The sequence below is a fragment of the Massilia sp. PWRC2 genome, assembly GCF_049896725.1.
In the GTDB taxonomy this organism is placed as follows: Bacteria; Pseudomonadota; Gammaproteobacteria; order Burkholderiales; family Burkholderiaceae_D; genus JAFCUW01.
In genome coordinates this window covers 23,758-41,270 of record NZ_JAFCUW010000016.1, presented here as the reverse complement: position 1 = coordinate 41,270, position 17,513 = coordinate 23,758, and the positions used below count along the sequence as shown (strand labels likewise).

The following is a 17,513-nucleotide window of genomic DNA, read 5'->3' as shown; positions in this document are numbered from 1 at the left end:
TTCCAGCATTCCAGCATTCCATCATTCCGCCATCAGCCCTTTGGTCTGCAATTCGGCCAGGGTGGCGTCCAGCGCCAGCGTAATACGCCGGATCATTTCGTCGATGTCGGCACGCGTCATCACCAGCGGCGGCGCGATGATCATGCGTTCGCCGACGGCGCGCATGATGACGCCAGCGTCGAACATGTGAGTGCGGCACAGCATGCCCACGCCAAGGTCGCCATCGAACAGGGTGTGCGCGTGCACGCTGGCACCCTTGCTTTGCACCAGATTAAGGCCGGCAACAAAACCGAAGCTGTCGGCGTAGCCCACCAGTGGGTGCGCGGCCAGCGCGGTAAACGCGGCGTTCAGATACGGTCCGGTGTCTTCGGCGACCCGCGTGACCAGCCCTTCGTCTTCGATGATACGAATATTTTCCAGCGCCGCCGCGCAGGCCACCGGGTGGCCCGAATAGGTAAAGCCGTGGTTGAAGTCGCCCCCCTTGGTGGTGAGCACATCGCCCACGCGGTCGCCCACCAGCACGCCGCCGAGGGGGATATAGCCCGAGGTGACACCCTTGGCAAAGGCGATCAGATCGGGCCTGATGCCCATGCGCGTGCTGCCGAACCAGGCGCCGAGGCGGCCGAAGCCGCAGATGACTTCATCGGCCACCAGCAAAATGCCGTACTTGTCGCAGATACGGCCGATTTCCGCCCAGTAGCTTGTGGGGGGAATAATCACGCCGCCGGCGCCCTGCACCGGTTCGGCAATAAACGCCGCCACATTGTGCGGGCCGATCGTCTTGATGCGCTCTTCCAGCCAGCCGGCCGCCACCACGCCAAATTCGTCTTCCGTCATGCCCTGGCCGTGTTCCAGATAGCTGGGCTGGTCGATGTGGACGATGCCTGGCAGCAGCGGACCGCCCTGCGCATGCATGCCAGCCATGCCACCGAGCGACACCCCGGCAATCGTGCTGCCGTGATAGGCATTGACGCGGCTGATGATGATGTGGCGCTCGGGCTGCGCCATCAATTGCCAGTAACGGCGCACCATGCGCACGATGGTGTCGTTCGCTTCCGAACCGGAACCGGTAAAAAACACCCGATTAAAATGGGGCGGCGCCAGCGCCACCAGCTTGGCGGCGAGCGTCACCGCCGGCACATTGGTGGTGTTAAAAAAGCTGTTGTAGAAGGGCAGCGTCTGCATTTGCTGGTAGACGGCGTCGCTCATGCGCTGGCGTCCATAGCCAATGTTGACGCACCACAGCCCCGACATGGCGTCGAGGATGCGCCTGTTTTCCGAATCCCACAGCCAGATGCCGTCGCCGCGTACCATCACGCGCGCGCCAGCGGCGGCCAGCGCCGCATGGTCGGTAAATGGATGCAGGTAGTGGGCGGCGTCGAGCGCCTGGATGGCGCCGGTATCGATGGTTTGCATGGCCGGCCTCACACGTGCAGCAACAGGTGTTCGCGTTCCCACGGACTGATCACGCGCATGAATTCCTGGTGCTCGAGGTCCTTGATGGCGCAGTAGACGTCGATAAAGCGGTCGCCCAGCACGCTGCGCAATTTGTCTTCGCCCCGCAGCAGGCTGAGCGCTTCCGGCAAACCCTGCGGCAATTCGAACGGCAGATCGTAGGCGCTGCCGGCCATCATCGGGGTCGGTTCGAGCTGCTCCGTCATGCCCAGGTAACCGCAGGCCAGGGTCACCGCCAGCGCCAGATACGGGTTGGCATCGGCGCCGATGATGCGGTTTTCCACGCGGCGGTCCTGGTGGCCCGATTCGGGCACCCTGAAACCGACCGTGCGGTTATCGATACCCCACTGGATGTTGATCGGCGCGGCCGTGTGGCGCACGATGCGGCGGTAGGAATTGACGTAGGGGGCGACGATCGCCATCGCCGATGGCATGTAGCGCTGCAGGCCGGCGATATAGCTTTTGAAGATGGGGGCGGCGGCGCCGTCGTCGGCACTGAAAATGTTCAGGCCGGTCTTGATGTCGACCACGCTCTGGTGCACGTGCATGGCCGAACCCGGCTCGCCGGCCATCGGCTTGGCCATGAAGGTGGCGTACATATCGTGTTTTAAGGCCGCTTCGCGCAGGGTGCGTTTAAAGAAAAACACCTTGTCGGCCAGGCCCAGCGGATCGCCATGCAAAAAATTGATTTCCATCTGGCCGGCGCCGATCTCGTGGATCAGGGTGTCGACGTCGAGGTTCATCATTTCGCAGTAATCGTAGATGTCTTCGAACAGCGGATCGAATTCGTTGACGGCATCAATGCTGTAGACCTGGCGCGAGGTTTCCGAGCGGCCCGAGCGGCCCACCGGGGCGCGCAGCGGCAGGTCGGGATCGATATTTTTTGCCGTCAAATAAAATTCAAGTTCAGGCGCCACCACTGGCTTCCAGCCCTTGTCGGCATACAATTTAAGCACCCGCCGCAACACCGTGCGGGGGGCGAAATCGACCAGTGCGCCATCGGCAAAATAACAGTCGTGGATTACCTGGGCGGTGGGGTCGGCGGCCCACGGTACCATGGTGATGGTGGTGGGATCGGCCTTTAAAATCATGTCGCGGTCGGTGGTGGAAATGGCGCGGTCGTAGGGGGCGTCGTCGACCGGCACATTGCCCGTCACCGTCATGCCCAGCACCGCTTCGGGCATGCGCATGCCGCGTTCCTGCGTGAATTTTGCACGCGGCATGATCTTGCCGCGTGCCACTCCGGTCAGATCGGGGATCAGGCACTCGATTTCCGTGACCCGTTTTTCGTTGAGCCACAAATCCATGTCGGTATAGCTAAAATTTTCGCGAATTGCCATCGTATTCTCTCAATGATTGAAGGGGCCGGCCCTGCGCGCTGGCGCGCCGGCGATTGCATCGTCGAGAGCCTAGCTAGGGTTCGCGCAGTCGCGCCCAGCGTGTCGGGCTTGTCATGTGGCCTGCCTGGTCCGCTGGTAGGCGCGGCACGCCGCACCAAAGGCGCCGAACAGTTTCATCGACACGGGGTTGTCGGCAATCTGCCATTCGGGGTGCCACTGCAGGGCCAGCGCAAAGGCGGCCGCACCCGGCACCGAAAACGCTTCGACCAGGCCGTCGGGGGCGCGCGCTTCGACCGCCAGGCCGGCAGCGAGTTGCTTGATGCCCTGGCCGTGCAGCGAATTGACGCTGATGTCGCCGGCGCCGAGGATGCCCTCAAGCACACCGTGCGCCGTCAAGCTGACCTGGTGCGCGGGACCGTACTGCTGGTCCAGCGCAGCTTCATCGTTTTCGCGGTGATCGATATGGCCGTCGACTTCTTGCACCGCCTGGTGCAGGCTGCCGCCGAGGGCAACGTTCATTTCCTGCATGCCCCGGCAAATGGAAAAAATCGGAATGCCGCGCCGCAGGGCCGCGCGGATCAGGGGCAAGGTGGTGGCGTCGCGCAGGCGATCTTGCGGCAGAGACGGGTCGAGCACCGCTTCTGCATAGAGACTGGCGTGCACATTCGACGCCGCGCCCGTCAGCATGATGCCATCGCACAGATTGAGCACGGTTTCCAGGTCGGTCGCTTCGCCCAGCGCCGGCAAGATCAGCGGCACGCAGTCGGCGCCGATGACCACGGCATCGATGTATTTGCGTTGCACGACGTGGTTGGCGTGGTGGCCGACATCGCAGGAACAGGCAGGAACGAGAACAATCGGGCGGCGCATACGGACAGTCCCTCGGTGGTTTGACGCACGCCTTCATCATAAACGAGAAGACCGGCGCATCGTGGTAGGGTTGATTTCTTGCTAAAAGCATACGCGCAAAGGCCTATTCATGCCAACACCTAAGGACAGCAGGGTGCCGACCGGTGCGGCGAAATTGGTCTACCATGGTGTTATTTATTGCGTGATCCATCGTGCTATCAAGCGACCCATCTTCCATTCTTCCGAGGACAGCATGCTCAATCTGAAAGACCCTACCCTGCTGCGTACGCAGTGCTATATCGATGGCGAGTGGTGCGACGCCAATGACGCCACCACCTTTAACGTCAGCAACCCGGCGACCGGCGAACTGGTCGGTACGGCGCCGCACATGGGGGCGCTGGAAACGCGCCGCGCCATCGCTGCGGCGAACGCCGCCTGGCCCGCCTGGCGCAAGAAACCTGCGCGCGAACGGGCGCTCATTCTGCGCAAGTGGAACGACCTGATGCTCGAAAACGCCGACGACCTGGCCCTGATCATGACGGCCGAACAGGGCAAACCGCTGCCCGAAGCCAAGGGCGAAGTAGCCTATGCAGCGTCATTTCTCGAATGGTTCGGCGAGCAGGCCAAGCGGGTCGAAGGCGATACCCTGCAATCGCCCTGGGCCGACCGCCGCACCGTGGTCACGCGCGAGCCCATCGGCGTGTGCGCGGCCATCACGCCGTGGAATTTCCCGGCAGCGATGATCACCCGCAAGGTCGGACCGGCGCTGGCAGCTGGCTGCCCGATCGTCGTCAAACCGGCTGAACTGACGCCATTTTCGGCGCTGGCCATGGCCGTGCTGGCCGAGCGCGCCGGCGTGCCGAAGGGCGTGTTTTCCGTCGTCACGGGCGATTCCAAGGCGATCGGCGGCGAAATGACGGCCAACCCCATCGTCCGCAAACTGAGCTTTACGGGCTCGACTGCTGTTGGCCGCCTGTTGATGGCGCAGTCGGCGCCGACCATCAAAAAGCTCTCGCTGGAGCTGGGCGGCAATGCGCCCTTCATCGTCTTCGATGATGCCGACATCGATGCCGCCGTCGAAGGGGCGATCGCCTCCAAGTACCGCAATGCCGGCCAGACCTGCGTGTGCGCCAACCGCTTGTACGTACAGGATGGCGTGTACGATGTTTTTGCAGAAAAACTGGTGGCCGCCGTCAAAAAACTCAAAGTGGGCAATGGCGTCGAGGCGGGCGTGACCACCGGCCCGCTGATCGAAGAGAAGGCCGTACTCAAAGTCGAGCAGCATATTGCCGATGCGCTGTCGAAAGGCGCCAGCCTGGCGCTGGGCGGCGCCCGCCATGCGCTGGGCCACAGCTTTTTTGAGCCCACCGTGCTGACCGGCGTCACCTCGGCCATGCTGGTGGCCACCGAAGAAACCTTCGGCCCGCTGGCGCCCCTGTTCCGCTTTAAAACGGAAGCCGACGTGATTGCCATGGCCAACGACACCGAGTTCGGCCTGGCCGCCTATTTTTATTCACGCGACATCGGCCGCGTGTGGAGAGTAGCCGAGGCACTCGAGTCGGGCATGGTGGGGGTCAATACGGGCTTGATCTCCAACGAGATCGCGCCCTTCGGCGGCGTCAAGCAGTCGGGCCTGGGACGCGAAGGCTCGAAGTACGGGATGGATGATTACCTGGTCATCAAATACATCTGCATGGGCGGCATGTAAGCCAGCGGGGCCGGGCACCTGCTGCCTGACCCCGGCACTCACGCCACGCAGTCAATACGCGTCGTACTTCCTCGCATCGCCACGCACCTGCTCAGCCGGATACTTGGCCCGGTTGAGCACCATCTTCTCTTGCACCGCCTGCACCAGGTCGACATCGAGCTTGTCCGCCAGCCGCACCAGGTAGACCAGTACGTCGGCCATCTCGTGGCGCACCTCAACGAGCCTGTCAGGCCCCAGTTCCGCCTGATCTCCCTTGTGCAACCACTGAAAATGTTCCAGCAGTTCAGCCGCCTCCACCGACAGTGCCGCCGACAGATTTTTTGGCGTGTGAAACTGGTCCCAGTCGCGTTCGTCGACGAACTGGCGTACCAGCGCGCGCAGCTGGCTGAACTCGCCGTCCATCAGGCGTCGTAGGTCGCCAGCCGCGCCGCCATTTTCGGTGCCAGCTCATCGAACCGGCTCACGCTCATACCAAGGTCGCGCAACAAGCCATCCTGCAGCCCGTAGCACCAGCCGTGCACGCTGAGGGGCTGGCCGCGTTCCCAGGCATCGCGTACCACCGTGGTTTGCGCCACGTTGATGACCTGTTCGATGACGTTCAATTCGCACAGGCGGTCGGCGCGCTCTTGCGTCGGAATCACTTCGCCCAGGTAGCGGCCATGCTTTTGCTGCACGTCCTGCACGTGACGCAGCCAGTTGTCGGCCAGGCCGACGCGGCGGTTGGTCATGGCGGCATGCACGCCCGAACAGCCGTAGTGGCCGCAAATAATGATGTGCTTGACCTTCAAGACATCGATGGCAAATTGCAGCACGGTCAGGCAGTTCAGGTCCGAGTGGACGACGACGTTGGCGATATTGCGATGGACGAACAGTTCGCCCGGCGCCATTCCCAGCAATTCATTGGCTGGCACGCGGCTGTCGGAGCAGCCGATCCACAGGTATTCGGGGCTCTGCTGCGATGCCAGGCTCTTGAAAAAATTGGGGTCTTCCGCCACCCTCGCCGCAGCCCAGTTACGGTTGCGTTCAAATAATTCTTCGGTGGTCAAAAAGCCGGTAGTGGATTGGGTCATGTGCGATCCTGTCAATCAAAAAAAACCGCTGTGGGGCGGGTGCCCGCTACAGCGGTTGGGGTTCGATACTACTCGAAAAAGTCTTTTACCTTGTCCATCCAGCCCTTGCTTTGCGGACTGTGCTTGGCGCCCCCCTCGGTGGTCAGCTTTTCAAAGTCGCGTAGCAAGTCTTTTTGCTTGTCGGTCAGCTTGACGGGCGTTTCGACTTGCACGTGGCAGAACAGATCGCCCGCGTAACCGGAACGCACGCCCTTGATGCCCTTCGCCTTGAGGCGGAAGGTTTTGCCGGACTGGGTGCCTTCGGGAACCGTGAACGACACCTTGCCCGACAGGGTCGGCACTTCGATCTCGCCACCGAGCGTCGCTTTCACAAACGAGATCGGCATTTCGCAATGCAGATCGTCGCCTTCGCGCTGGAACACGGCGTGCTGCTTGATGTGGATTTCCACATACAGGTCACCGGCTGGGCCGCCATTGGTGCCCGGCTCGCCATTGCCCGACGAGCGGATGCGCATGCCGTTGTCTATACCGACAGGAATTTTCACTTCCAGCGTCTTGTTGCGCTTGATCCGGCCCTGGCCGCCGCATGGTGCGCACGGGTCGGCGATGATCTTGCCATTGCCATGACACTTGGGGCAGGTCTGCTGGATGCTGAAAAAACCCTGCTGCATGCGCACCTGGCCGTGACCGGCACAGGTGGTGCAGGTGACCGGCGCGGTACCCGGCTTGGCACCGGTGCCGTGGCAGGTATCGCACTTGTCCCAGCTGGGCACGCGGATGGTGGTGTCGAAGCCGTGCGCCGCCTGCTCGAGGGTGATTTCGAGGTTGTAGCGCAAGTCGGCGCCGCGGTACACCTGCGGTCCCGCACTGCGGCCACGACCGGCGCCGCCACCGAAAATATCGCCAAAGATGTCGCCAAAGGCATCGCCAAAACCGCCCGCGCCGCCGCCGAAGCCGCCACCGCCGGCATTCGGATCGACGCCGGCGTGACCATAACGGTCATACGCTTCGCGCTTTTCCGGATTGGTCAGCATTTCGTAGGCTTCTTTGACTTCCTTGAATTTTTCCTCGGATTCCTTGTTGTCCGGATTGCGGTCCGGATGGTATTTCATCGCGAGCTTGCGGTAAGACTTCTTGATTTCTTCTTCCGAAGCACCCTTTGCGACCCCGAGGATCTCGTAAAAATCACGCTTTGCCATTTGTCGGCACCTTGCTGTCTATCTGTCTAGTCACTCTAATATGCAAAAAAACCGAGCCGGGTAAGCGGCTCGGCTTTGCGCATCCCTGCAGCCTGATTACTTGGCGTCTTTGACTTCCTTGAAGTCGGCATCGACGACGTCATCCTGCTTGGCACCGCCTTGCGGGGCTTCGCTACCAGGCTGCTGACCAGCGTCACCGCCGGCTGCCTGCTGTGCTTGCTGATCGGCATACATCTTCTCGCCCAATTTCTGCGAGGCAGCCGACAAAGCCGCAACCTTGGCGTCGATATCGGCCTTGTCGCCCGATTTGAGCGAGGTTTCAAGAGCAGCAATGGCGCTGTCGATCTTGTCTTTCTCGCCCGCTTCGAGCTTGTCGCCGTATTCGGTCAGCGATTTCTTGGTCGAGTGTACCAAAGCATCGGCCTGGTTGCGCGACTCGGCCAGCTCGCGCAGCTTGTGGTCTTCTTCGGCGTTCACTTCGGCGTCTTTGACCATCTTCTGGATTTCCGCTTCCGTCAAACCGGAGTTGGCCTTGATGGTGATCTTGTTTTCTTTACCGGTGGCCTTGTCCTTGGCGCCCACGTGCAAGATACCGTTGGCATCGATGTCAAAGGTCACTTCGATCTGTGGGGTACCACGCGCCGATGGCGGGATGCCTTCCAGATTGAATTCGCCCAGGCCCTTGTTGCCGGCAGCGATTTCGCGCTCACCCTGGAATACCTTGATCGTCACCGCTGGCTGATTGTCATCGGCCGTCGAGAACACTTGCGAGAACTTGGTAGGAATCGTGGTGTTCTTGTGAATCATCTTGGTCATCACGCCGCCCAGCGTTTCGATACCCAGCGACAAAGGCGTGACGTCCAGCAGCAGCAAGTCCTTGCGCTCGCCCGACAGCACGGACCCCTGGATGGCAGCGCCGACAGCGACCGCTTCGTCGGGGTTCACATCCTTGCGCGGGTCCTTGCCAAAGAACTCTTTGACTTTCTCTTGCACCTTCGGCATGCGGGTCATACCGCCGACCAGGATGATGTCGTCGATGTCGGAGACCTTGACGCCGGCATCCTTGATGGCGATGCGGCATGGCTCCATGGTGGCGTTGATCAGTTCTTCGACCAGCGACTCGAGCTTGGCGCGCGTCATTTTCAGGTTCAGGTGGACCGGTGCGCCGTTCGCCATGGCGATGTACGGCTCATTGATTTCGGTCTGCTGCGCCGACGACAGTTCGATCTTGGCGCGCTCGGCCGAAGCCTTGATGCGCTGCAGGGCGATCGGATCTTTTTTCAGATCGAGGCCGTTGATCTTCTTGAATTCGTCGATGATGAAATCGATGATGCGCTGGTCGAAGTCTTCGCCGCCGAGGAAGGTGTCGCCGTTGGTCGAGAGCACTTCGAACTGCTTTTCGCCATCGACGTCAGCGATTTCGATGATCGAGACGTCGAACGTGCCGCCGCCCAGGTCATACACGGCGATCTTGCGGTCGCCTTTTTCAGTTTTGTCGAGGCCAAACGCCAGTGCTGCAGCGGTTGGCTCGTTGATGATGCGCTTGACGTCCAGACCGGCGATACGGCCGGCATCTTTGGTCGCTTGACGCTGCGAATCGTTGAAGTAGGCCGGCACGGTGATGACCGCTTCGGTGACTTCTTCGCCGAGGTAATCTTCGGCGGTTTTTTTCATCTTGCGCAGCACTTCGGCGGAAATCTGTGGGGGTGCCAGTTTCTTGTCACGCACGCCAATCCAGGCGTCGCCGTTGTCGGCTTTCATGATTTGATATGGCATGAGGCCGATGTCCTTCTGGACTTCTTTCTCGTCGAATTTACGGCCGATCAGGCGCTTGACAGCAAACAAGGTGTTCTTCGGGTTGGTGACGGCCTGACGCTTGGCGGGGGCGCCAACGAGGATCTCGCCATCTTCCTGGTACGCAATGATCGACGGCGTGGTGCGCGCGCCTTCAGCGTTCTCGATGACCTTTGGCTGGCCGTTTTCCATGATCGCGACGCAGGAGTTGGTGGTTCCCAAGTCAATTCCGATAATTCTGCCCATGATTTTTTCCTTTTATATGTACCGTATGGATACTAAGTGTTTGATGTACCAAATATGCGGAGCAACTGCGCGCTTTCAAGAGCGCGCAGCGCAGCTGCCTGTTTTTATTTTGCTTGCGCTGCCGTGACGATCGCCGGACGCAGCAGACGATCGGCGATCATGTAGCCCTTTTGCAAGACAGTGACCACGGTATTGGCTTCCTGGTCGGCCGGCACCACGGCCACGGCCTGGTGCTTCATCGGGTCGAGCTTGTCGCCGACAGCCGGCTGCACTTCGATCAGCTTGTTGCGCTCGAATGCAGAACTCATTTGCTTGAGGGTCATCTCGACCCCTTCCTTGAGCGACTCAATGGTCGGATTGTCGACTTTTAAGGCCATTTCCAGGCTGTCACGCACCGGCAGCATGGCCTCGGCAAAACTTTCGACGGCAAACTTGTGTGCCTTGCTGATGTCTTCCTGAGCGCGGCGGCGAATATTCTCACCCTCGGCCTTGGCACGCATAAACGCGTCGTGCATCTCTGCCAGCTTCGCTTCGGTGGCGCTCAGCTGTTGCTCCAAAGAGTTCTCTGGCGTCACGGCGTGCTCGTCACCTTCGGCATGTTGCGGCGACACTTCCTGGTTTGCTTGGTCTTGCATCGAAAAGCTCCTTTTAAATCAAACACTTGGCGGTCAACGATCTGTGCAGGATCGTCACGATGCGCAGCAGATGGGGCTATCGCCTACAGTTTCAAGGGTTATTATTGCCAGCAGGTGGAGACTGAACTTGTAACCGTTGTTACATTATTTACCGATCAGAATCTTTCCGGGGCATGTAGGCGCTTTACTATCATCTGCACAAGGTTGTCGCCCAGATCCCGCCCAACCACACCCCGGAGCCCACCATGAAACTGCCATTACTTTCCATGAGCGTGCTGGCGTACACCTTGCTGGCGATGGCTTGCATCTGCTACGCGGAATTGGTCTTGCCGTAAGGGCGGTATTGTAGCACCGCCGTTTTATGGCCATTCCGTCAGCATTGCCGCGGTCTAGTTTTGTGCGCCCAGCTGCGCCGCCATTGCCTTGCCGACATCGGCATCGGCCTGCTCGGCTTCGCGCTGCTGCGCCGTCATCATGGTAGGCCAGCCGATCAGGTGCTGTTCGGCGATCTCGGCCAGGCCAGCGATCCATGCCGGCTCTTCGTTCAGACAGGCGATGTAGTGGTACTGCTGGCCGCCCGCCTTGATAAAGTCTTCACGCACTTCCATATTGATTTCTTCCAGGGTTTCCAGGCAATCGCTGGTAAATCCGGGGCAAATCACGTCAAGCCGCTTGAGGCCGCCCTGCGCCAGCGCGATCACGGTCGGCGCCGTGTACGGCTGCAGCCACTCGGCCTTGCCGAAGCGCGACTGAAACGTCACCAGGTAATCGTCTTTCGACAGGCGCAGTTTGGCCGCCAGCAGGCGCGCCGTCTTGTAGCACTCGCAGTGATACGGGTCGCCCAGCATCAGGGTGCGCTTGGGCACGCCATGAAAACTCATCAGCAGCTTTTCGCCGCGGCCATTGATTTCCCAGTGTTTTTGCACGCTGTCGGCAAGCGCATCGATGTAGCCGTCGTGGTCGTGGTAATGCTTGACCATGCGCAGCTCCGGCACATTTCTCGCCTGTTGATAATAGGCGAACACGGCATCGGTGATCGATGCCGTGGTGGTGCCCGAGTACTGCGGATAGGCGGGCAGGATGACGATGCGCTCGCAGTGTTCGGCCGCCAGCTTGTCGAGCACCTCGGTCAGCGACGGCGACCCGTAGCGCATCGCCATCGTCACCCGCAGGGCATCGTGGCCGCGCGCGCCCAGCGCCGTGCGCAACAGGCCCGCCTGCGCCTGCGTGTGCACCTTCAGGGGCGAACCTTCGCTGGTCCAGATGGTCGCGTATTTGGCGGCCGACTTACCGGAACGAAACGGCAGGATGATCAGGTTGAGAATGCACCACCACACGGCACGGGGAATTTCCACCACGCGGGGATCGGACAGGAATTCTCTGAGATAACGCCGCACCGCGCCACGCGTGGGGGCGTCGGGCGTACCGAGGTTGACCAGCACGACGGCGCTACGGGCGACGGTGCCGTGGGTGTAAGGCGGTTCTTTGCGAAAGGACATGGGATGGCGAAATTGGCGGCGGGACTGCCATTATAGGGTCGCGCCAGCCTCGTTGGATATTTGGTAATGGATCAGCGAAAACCCGGCAAGCGCGACGGCTGACGCGATTACGACGCCAGCAACTCGCGCGCGTGCTTGCGCGTGGTGGCGGTGATTTCCACGCCACCCAGCATGCGCGCCACTTCTTCGATCCGCGCCTTGTTGTCGAGCACGTCGATGTGCGACACCGTCTTGCCCGCCTCCGTGGTGCCCTTGGCCACCTGAAAATGCTGGTTGGCCTGGCTGGCCACCTGCGGCAGGTGGGTCACGCACAGCACCTGGCGCTGCTGGCCCAGGCGCTTGAGCAAGCGCCCCACCACTTCGGCGACGGCGCCGCCGATACCGCTGTCGACCTCGTCGAAAATCAGGGTCGGGGTGGTGGTGGCGTTCGAAGTAATCACGGAAATGGCCAGCGCGATGCGCGCCAGCTCGCCGCCCGAGGCCACCTTGGCCAGCGGCCGCGGCGCCACGCCAGCGTGACCGGCGACCAGAAATTCCACCTGTTCCAGCCCGGCCGCCGACGGCTCGGCACTGTTCAAGCCGACGGCAAAGCGCCCGCCCGTCATGCTCAATTCCTGCATGGCGTCGGTGACCTGTTCGCCCAGCCGCTGGGCGGCGCCCGCCCGCAGCCACGACAGTTGGCCGGCGGCAGTGCGATACGCCTGTTCGAGCGCGCCCTCCTGCTGGCGCAGGCCGTCGAGATCGGAAGCGCCCGACAGCTCGCGCAATTTTTCCGCCAGCGCCGCGTGTTCTTCCGGCAGCGTGTCCGGCGTCACGCGGAACTTGCGGGCGGCGCTGTGCAGTGCTTCGAGACGGGCATCGACTGCGCGCAGGCGCTGCGGATCGAGTTCGACGCGGTCGAGGTAATCGTTGAGCGCGTACACCGCTTCCTGCAACTGGATGCGGGCCGGCTCCATGCAATCGAGCACGCCCTGCAACTGGGCGTCGACCGCCACCAGTTTACCCAGCTTGGCGTTGAGCGAGGACAGTTGCGACAGGATCGGCTGCTCCGACTCGGAAATGGCAGCGAGCGCTTCCTGCGCCCCCTCGAGCAGGCTGGCGGCATGCGACAGGCGGCTGTGCTCGTTGGTGATGTCGGTCCATTCACCGGCCTTGACGGCCAGCTTGTCGAGCTCGGCCACCTGCCACTCGAGGCGCTCGCGCTCGATCAGCACGGCTTTTTCGTCTTTTTCGAACGCTTCGCGCTGGCGCACCAGCGCGCGCCACTGCCTGTGCAGGGCCGCCACTTCCAGCACCAGGGCGCCGGCGGCCGGGTCGTGCAGCTGCGCCTGGTTGTCGAGCAGGGCGCGCTGGGCCTCGCTTTTTAGCAGCGATTGATGGGCGTGCTGGCCGTGTATGTCGACCAGCAGATCGCCCAGCTCGCGCAGCTGGGCGGCGGTGGCGGCGCCGCCATTGATGTAGGCCTTCGAACGGCCGGCATTGTCGATCACCCGGCGCAGCAGGGCGCCGCCTTCTTCCAGCGCAAAATCGTGCGCGGCCAGCCAGGCCTGGGCGCTGTCATTGACCTGGAACTCGGCGGAGATATCGGCCTTGGCCGCCCCTTCGCGCACCACCGAGGCGTCGCCGCGCCCGCCCAGCGCCAGCTGCAGGGCGTCGATCAGGATCGATTTACCGGCGCCTGTTTCTCCCGTGAACACGGAAAAACCGCTGGCAAATTCCAGTTCGATGGACTCGACGATGACGAAATCACGGATGGTAAGAGTACGCAGCATGCGGGGTCGGCTCGGTTGGTGAGGTCAAGGTAATCAGGTCAGTTTGCCGTCGCCAGACGGGTATTCATTCCAGTGTAATTTTTCGCGCAGGGTGTCGTAATAGCTCCAGCCCTGCGGGTGCAAAAACGTGATGGTGTTGGGCGAGCGTTCGATGACGATCTGGTCGCCGTGCACCAGGCTGGCAAAAGTTTGCATGTCGAAATTGACGCTGACATCGCGCCCGCTGACGATCTCGACAACGATGCGGCTCGAATCGGGAATCACGATCGGCCGGTTCGACAGCGCGTGCGGGGCGATCGGCACCAGGACGATGCCGCCCAGCGCCGGGTGCAGCAGGGGGCCGCCGGCCGACAGCGCATACGCGGTCGAACCGGTAGGCGTGCTGATGATCAGGCCATCGGAGCGCTGGTTGTACATGAAACGGCCATCGACCGCCACCTTCAGCTCGACCATGCCGGAGCCGGCGCCGCGCGCCACCACCACATCGTTGACCGCCATGCCACCGGCAATGACGGCGCCGGCGCGCAGCACCGACGCTTGCAGGAGGGTGCGCTTTTCGCGCTGCGACTTGCCCGACAACAGCTCTTCCAGCACCGGCAACATGCGCTCGATCGGAATGTCGGTCATAAAACCCAGGCGGCCCTGGTTGATGCCGATGAGCGGCACATCGTAGGGCGCCAGCTGGCGCGCGATGCCCAGCATGGTGCCGTCGCCGCCCATCACGATGGCGGCGCGCGCCGCTTCGCCGATCTGCGCCACGCTCATGGCGTCGATGCCGTCGACGCTCAGGTGCGATGCCGTTTCCGCTTCGAACACGACGGCATAGCCGAGCGCCTGCAGGTGCGCCACCAGCCCGCGCACGGGCGCTTCGATGCCGTCCGTGTTACGCCGGACCACGAGCGCGATGAGGTGTTTCGAAACGGGCGTTGACGGTGTTGCAGGCATGAAATCTCAGCTAGGAGGAAGGCGATACGCAGGAGAGTAACCCAAATCGCGCTGCCAGTGGACGGCAGGACTCTGCCCAAGCATTTTACTGTATGGATGCACAGTATAGTGGGGCGCCCGCATTTTCCGCAAGCGGCGCCGCCATCTGTAACGCGCGCCGAATTTACGCGGCGCCCTTTAACATTGACACAACACCCAAGAAAAGGATGGATGCAATGGTGAAGGAAACAGCCGACCGCAAGGTCAACACGGACGTCAAGACCGCCAACGACCAGATCAAGCGCATGCCGCACGAACGCGACGAAGCGCCCGACGGTCAGGACACGGCGCCGCGCGGCATCATGAAGCAGGCCGCCTCGGACCTCGCGCGCGGCCTGGTCGATACCGATCTGCACGGCAAGCCGGCTGCGGCTGCCAATGTCGATGCCCACGCCGCTGGCAGCGGCAAGCCAGCACAACCGCAAAGCGATGCCGCCGACGGCATGCGCGACCACAACAACAACGCCACCCCGAAAGGCAGCACCCTATGAAGCACGCTCTCACCTTATCCCTGCTGTCCCTCGCCATCGCCGCCACCGGCGGTGCTGCACTGGCCCAGACCCAGGGCTACGCCGTTGGTTTCGGCCCCAATCCACAGTTGCCGGCCCAGCAAAAAAATCTGATCCCCACCGTCAATATCGCCTCCGCCATCGGCTGGCCCAGCGGTGGCAAGCCGGTCGCTGCAAGCGGTCTGAGCGTGGCGGCCTATGCCACCGGCCTTGACCATCCACGCTGGCTGTACATGCTGCCCAACGGTGACATCCTGGTGGCTGAAACCAACAAGCCGGCCGCCGAAGAAAAAGAAAAGCACCAGATCAAGGCGGCCGTGATGGGCGCGGTGATGAAAAAAGCCGGCGCCGGCGTTGCCTCGCCCAACCGCATTACCCTGCTGCGCGGGGTCGGCGCCAACGGCATGGCGGTGACCCGCACGGTGTTCATGGAAGGGCTCAATTCGCCGTTCGGCATGGCCCTGGTTGGCAACGAACTGTTCATCGCCAACGCCGACGCCATCGTCAAGGTGCCGTACACAACGGGAGACACCAGGATCACCGCCGTGCCCGTCAAGTTTGCTGATCTGCCAGCCGGTATCAATCACCACTGGACCAAGAACATCATCGCCAGCAAGGACGGCAAGTTCCTGTACGCCACCGTCGGTTCGAACAGCAATGTGGGCGAAAACGGCATCGACAAGGAAGAAGGCCGCGCCGCCATCTGGCAGTTCGACCGCGCCACCGGCAAGGGCAAGATCTTTGCCTCCGGCCTGCGCAATCCCAACGGCCTGGCGTGGAACCCGCAGAGCGGCATGCTGTGGACCGCCGTCAACGAGCGCGATGAGCTGGGCAACGATCTGGTACCCGACTACATCACCTCGGTCAAGGAAGGCGCCTTCTATGGCTGGCCGTACAGCTATTACGGCCAGAATGTCGACGCCCGCATCCAGCCGCAAAAACCGGAACTGGTGGCCAAGGCGATTGCCCCCGATTTCGCCATGGGTGCGCACACCGCCTCGCTGGGCCTGGAGTTTTATGAGGGCACCCTGTTGCCGCAGCTGAAAAACGGCGCCCTGGTCGGTCAGCACGGCTCGTGGAACCGCAAGCCAGCCTCGGGCTATAAGCTGGTGTATGTACCGTTCGCTGACGGCAAACCGAGCGGCCCGCCGCAAGACATCCTGACGGGCTTTCTGAGCCCCGATGGCAAGGCCTGGGGCCGCCCCGTCGGCGTCATCAGCGACAAGGCAGGCGCCGTGCTGCTGGCCGACGACGTCGGCAATGCCATCTGGCGCGTGACGCCGGCCGCCCGTTAATACAAGTGGAACAACCGGACTGGCGCTGCCAGTCCCTTTACTTTGCACAAAGGAGCACGATCATGGTCATCAAGAAATCCGCCAGCGCCGCCTGGAGCGGCGGCATCAAGGAAGGCATTGGCAGCATTAGCACCGAAACCGGCGTGTTGAACAAGGCGCCTTACGGCTTCAAGGCCCGCTTCGGAGACGGCCCGGGCACCAACCCGGAAGAATTGATCGGCGCCGCCCACGCGGGTTGCTTCACCATGGCGCTGTCGGGCGTACTGGAAAAAGCCGGCCTGAAGGCGACCAGCATGGAAACCACAGCCACCGTCACCCTGGAAAAACAGGGAGAAGGCTTTGCCATCACCGCCGTCCACCTGGCGCTGACGGCCACCATTCCGGGAGCAACCGATGCTGCCTTCCAGGCCGCAGCGGCTGACGCCAAGGCCAACTGCCCCGTGTCGAAACTGCTCAACACCGCCATCACGCTCGAAGCCACGCTAAGCGCCTGAGCAGAAAATCGGCGGAGCGCCTAAAATCACCCTTTCTCTTTAAAGGATGATAACAATGCGCATCTTGCACACCATGCTGCGGGTCGGCGACCTGCAGCGTTCCATCGATTTTTATACCAAGGTGCTGGGCATGAAACTGCTGCGCACCAGCGACAATCCCGAATACAAGTACACGCTGGCTTTCGTCGGCTACGGCACCAACCCGGAGCATGCCGAACTCGAGCTGACCTACAACTACGGCGAAACCCAGTACGAGATGGGGACCGCCTACGGTCACATCGCCATTTCGGCCGACGATATCTACCTGACCTGCGATGCTGTGCGTGCGAGTGGCGGCAACATCACGCGCGAGCCGGGGCCGGTCAAGGGCGGTAGTACGGTGATTGCTTTTATTACTGATCCGGATGGCTACAAGGTCGAGCTGATCGAGCGGAAAGATCAGGCGCCGGGTGCGGGCTTGAGCGCGTAATTTTATGCGGCCATTCAACATGGCTACCGCGTCAGTGGGTCACACATGGGACAGGCACCCCCGCGGTGCCAGTCCCGTTTTTCAACACCCGAGCGCCATCGCTGCTTTACTAGCAGTTCGGAGGGAGCACACGGCGGCCCTCGCGCGCTAGAATACATCTGCCCCTCGCCGCGCACGACGCGTCTGCCCGCCCGG

General features: G+C 61.9%; 16 protein-coding genes. 5 read left to right on the top strand and 11 right to left on the bottom strand.

Annotation, left to right across the window (positions count from 1 at the left end):
* Positions 1-21: 21 nt before the first annotated feature.
* The 3 genes from ACP7BZ_RS21895 to ACP7BZ_RS21885 all read right to left on the bottom strand — a co-directional run bounded on the left by ACP7BZ_RS21895 (position 22) and on the right by ACP7BZ_RS21885 (position 3,665).
* Positions 22-1,416 carry an aspartate aminotransferase family protein gene (locus ACP7BZ_RS21895; protein WP_426117124.1) on the bottom strand — a complete coding sequence of 465 codons (1,395 nt, stop codon included), beginning with the start codon at positions 1,414-1,416 and terminating at the stop codon, positions 22-24.
* A gap of 8 nt (positions 1,417-1,424) precedes the next feature.
* Positions 1,425-2,795, bottom strand: coding sequence for a glutamine synthetase family protein (locus tag ACP7BZ_RS21890; protein ID WP_426117122.1), 1,371 nt, complete (start codon positions 2,793-2,795; stop codon positions 1,425-1,427).
* 111 nt (positions 2,796-2,906) lie between these two features.
* Positions 2,907-3,665, bottom strand: a complete 759-nt coding sequence (locus ACP7BZ_RS21885; RefSeq protein ID WP_426117120.1) for a gamma-glutamyl-gamma-aminobutyrate hydrolase family protein — start codon at positions 3,663-3,665, stop codon at positions 2,907-2,909.
* Between the two features lie 232 nt (positions 3,666-3,897).
* On the opposite strand from ACP7BZ_RS21885, the gene ACP7BZ_RS21880 reads away from it, so the two are divergent.
* Entirely contained in the window at positions 3,898-5,352 is a 1,455-nt protein-coding gene (locus tag ACP7BZ_RS21880) for an NAD-dependent succinate-semialdehyde dehydrogenase (protein WP_426117118.1), read from the top strand.
* Between the two features lie 51 nt (positions 5,353-5,403).
* On the opposite strand, the gene ACP7BZ_RS21875 is transcribed toward ACP7BZ_RS21880, so the two are convergent.
* The 8 genes from ACP7BZ_RS21875 to ACP7BZ_RS21840 form a co-directional block, all read right to left on the bottom strand.
* Complete coding sequence (locus tag ACP7BZ_RS21875) at positions 5,404-5,754, bottom strand: nucleotide pyrophosphohydrolase (RefSeq protein WP_426117117.1); 351 nt, start codon at positions 5,752-5,754, stop codon at positions 5,404-5,406.
* Positions 5,754-6,422: a carbonate dehydratase gene (gene can, locus ACP7BZ_RS21870; protein ID WP_426117115.1), complete on the bottom strand. Its 669-nt coding sequence runs from the start codon at positions 6,420-6,422 to the stop codon at positions 5,754-5,756. The genes ACP7BZ_RS21875 and can overlap by 1 nt, the downstream gene beginning before the upstream one ends.
* Before the next feature lie 68 nt (positions 6,423-6,490).
* Positions 6,491-7,621: a molecular chaperone DnaJ gene (gene dnaJ, locus ACP7BZ_RS21865; protein ID WP_426117113.1), complete on the bottom strand. Its 1,131-nt coding sequence runs from the start codon at positions 7,619-7,621 to the stop codon at positions 6,491-6,493.
* A gap of 96 nt (positions 7,622-7,717) precedes the next feature.
* On the bottom strand, positions 7,718-9,661 hold the full coding sequence (gene dnaK / locus ACP7BZ_RS21860; RefSeq protein ID WP_426117111.1) for a molecular chaperone DnaK: 1,944 nt from the start codon (positions 9,659-9,661) through the stop codon (positions 7,718-7,720).
* 104 nt (positions 9,662-9,765) lie between these two features.
* Entirely contained in the window at positions 9,766-10,296 is a 531-nt protein-coding gene (grpE, locus tag ACP7BZ_RS21855; RefSeq protein ID WP_426117108.1) for a nucleotide exchange factor GrpE, read from the bottom strand.
* A gap of 389 nt (positions 10,297-10,685) precedes the next feature.
* Positions 10,686-11,795 (bottom strand): ferrochelatase, encoded by a 1,110-nt coding sequence (hemH, locus tag ACP7BZ_RS21850; protein WP_426117106.1) that lies wholly within the window; start codon positions 11,793-11,795, stop codon positions 10,686-10,688.
* A gap of 107 nt (positions 11,796-11,902) precedes the next feature.
* Positions 11,903-13,567 carry a DNA repair protein RecN gene (recN, locus tag ACP7BZ_RS21845; protein ID WP_426117104.1) on the bottom strand — a complete coding sequence of 555 codons (1,665 nt, stop codon included), beginning with the start codon at positions 13,565-13,567 and terminating at the stop codon, positions 11,903-11,905.
* Positions 13,568-13,600: 33 nt separating this feature from the next.
* Positions 13,601-14,512: an NAD kinase gene (locus ACP7BZ_RS21840; protein ID WP_426117102.1), complete on the bottom strand. Its 912-nt coding sequence runs from the start codon at positions 14,510-14,512 to the stop codon at positions 13,601-13,603.
* Positions 14,513-14,727: 215 nt separating this feature from the next.
* Here ACP7BZ_RS21840 and ACP7BZ_RS21835 point away from each other — a divergent pair, with 215 nt between their 5' ends.
* From ACP7BZ_RS21835 to gloA, 4 genes are all read left to right on the top strand, one after another.
* Positions 14,728-15,042 carry a hypothetical protein gene (locus tag ACP7BZ_RS21835; RefSeq protein WP_426117100.1) on the top strand — a complete coding sequence of 105 codons (315 nt, stop codon included), beginning with the start codon at positions 14,728-14,730 and terminating at the stop codon, positions 15,040-15,042.
* Positions 15,039-16,355, top strand: a complete 1,317-nt coding sequence (locus ACP7BZ_RS21830) for a PQQ-dependent sugar dehydrogenase (RefSeq protein ID WP_426117098.1) — start codon at positions 15,039-15,041, stop codon at positions 16,353-16,355. Before ACP7BZ_RS21835 ends, ACP7BZ_RS21830 begins: the two co-directional genes overlap by 4 nt.
* A 68-nt stretch (positions 16,356-16,423) precedes the next feature.
* Positions 16,424-16,849 (top strand): OsmC family protein, encoded by a 426-nt coding sequence (locus ACP7BZ_RS21825; protein WP_426117172.1) that lies wholly within the window; start codon positions 16,424-16,426, stop codon positions 16,847-16,849.
* Positions 16,850-16,904: 55 nt separating this feature from the next.
* Entirely contained in the window at positions 16,905-17,318 is a 414-nt protein-coding gene (gloA, locus tag ACP7BZ_RS21820; protein WP_426117096.1) for a lactoylglutathione lyase, read from the top strand.
* Positions 17,319-17,513 lie beyond the last annotated feature (195 nt).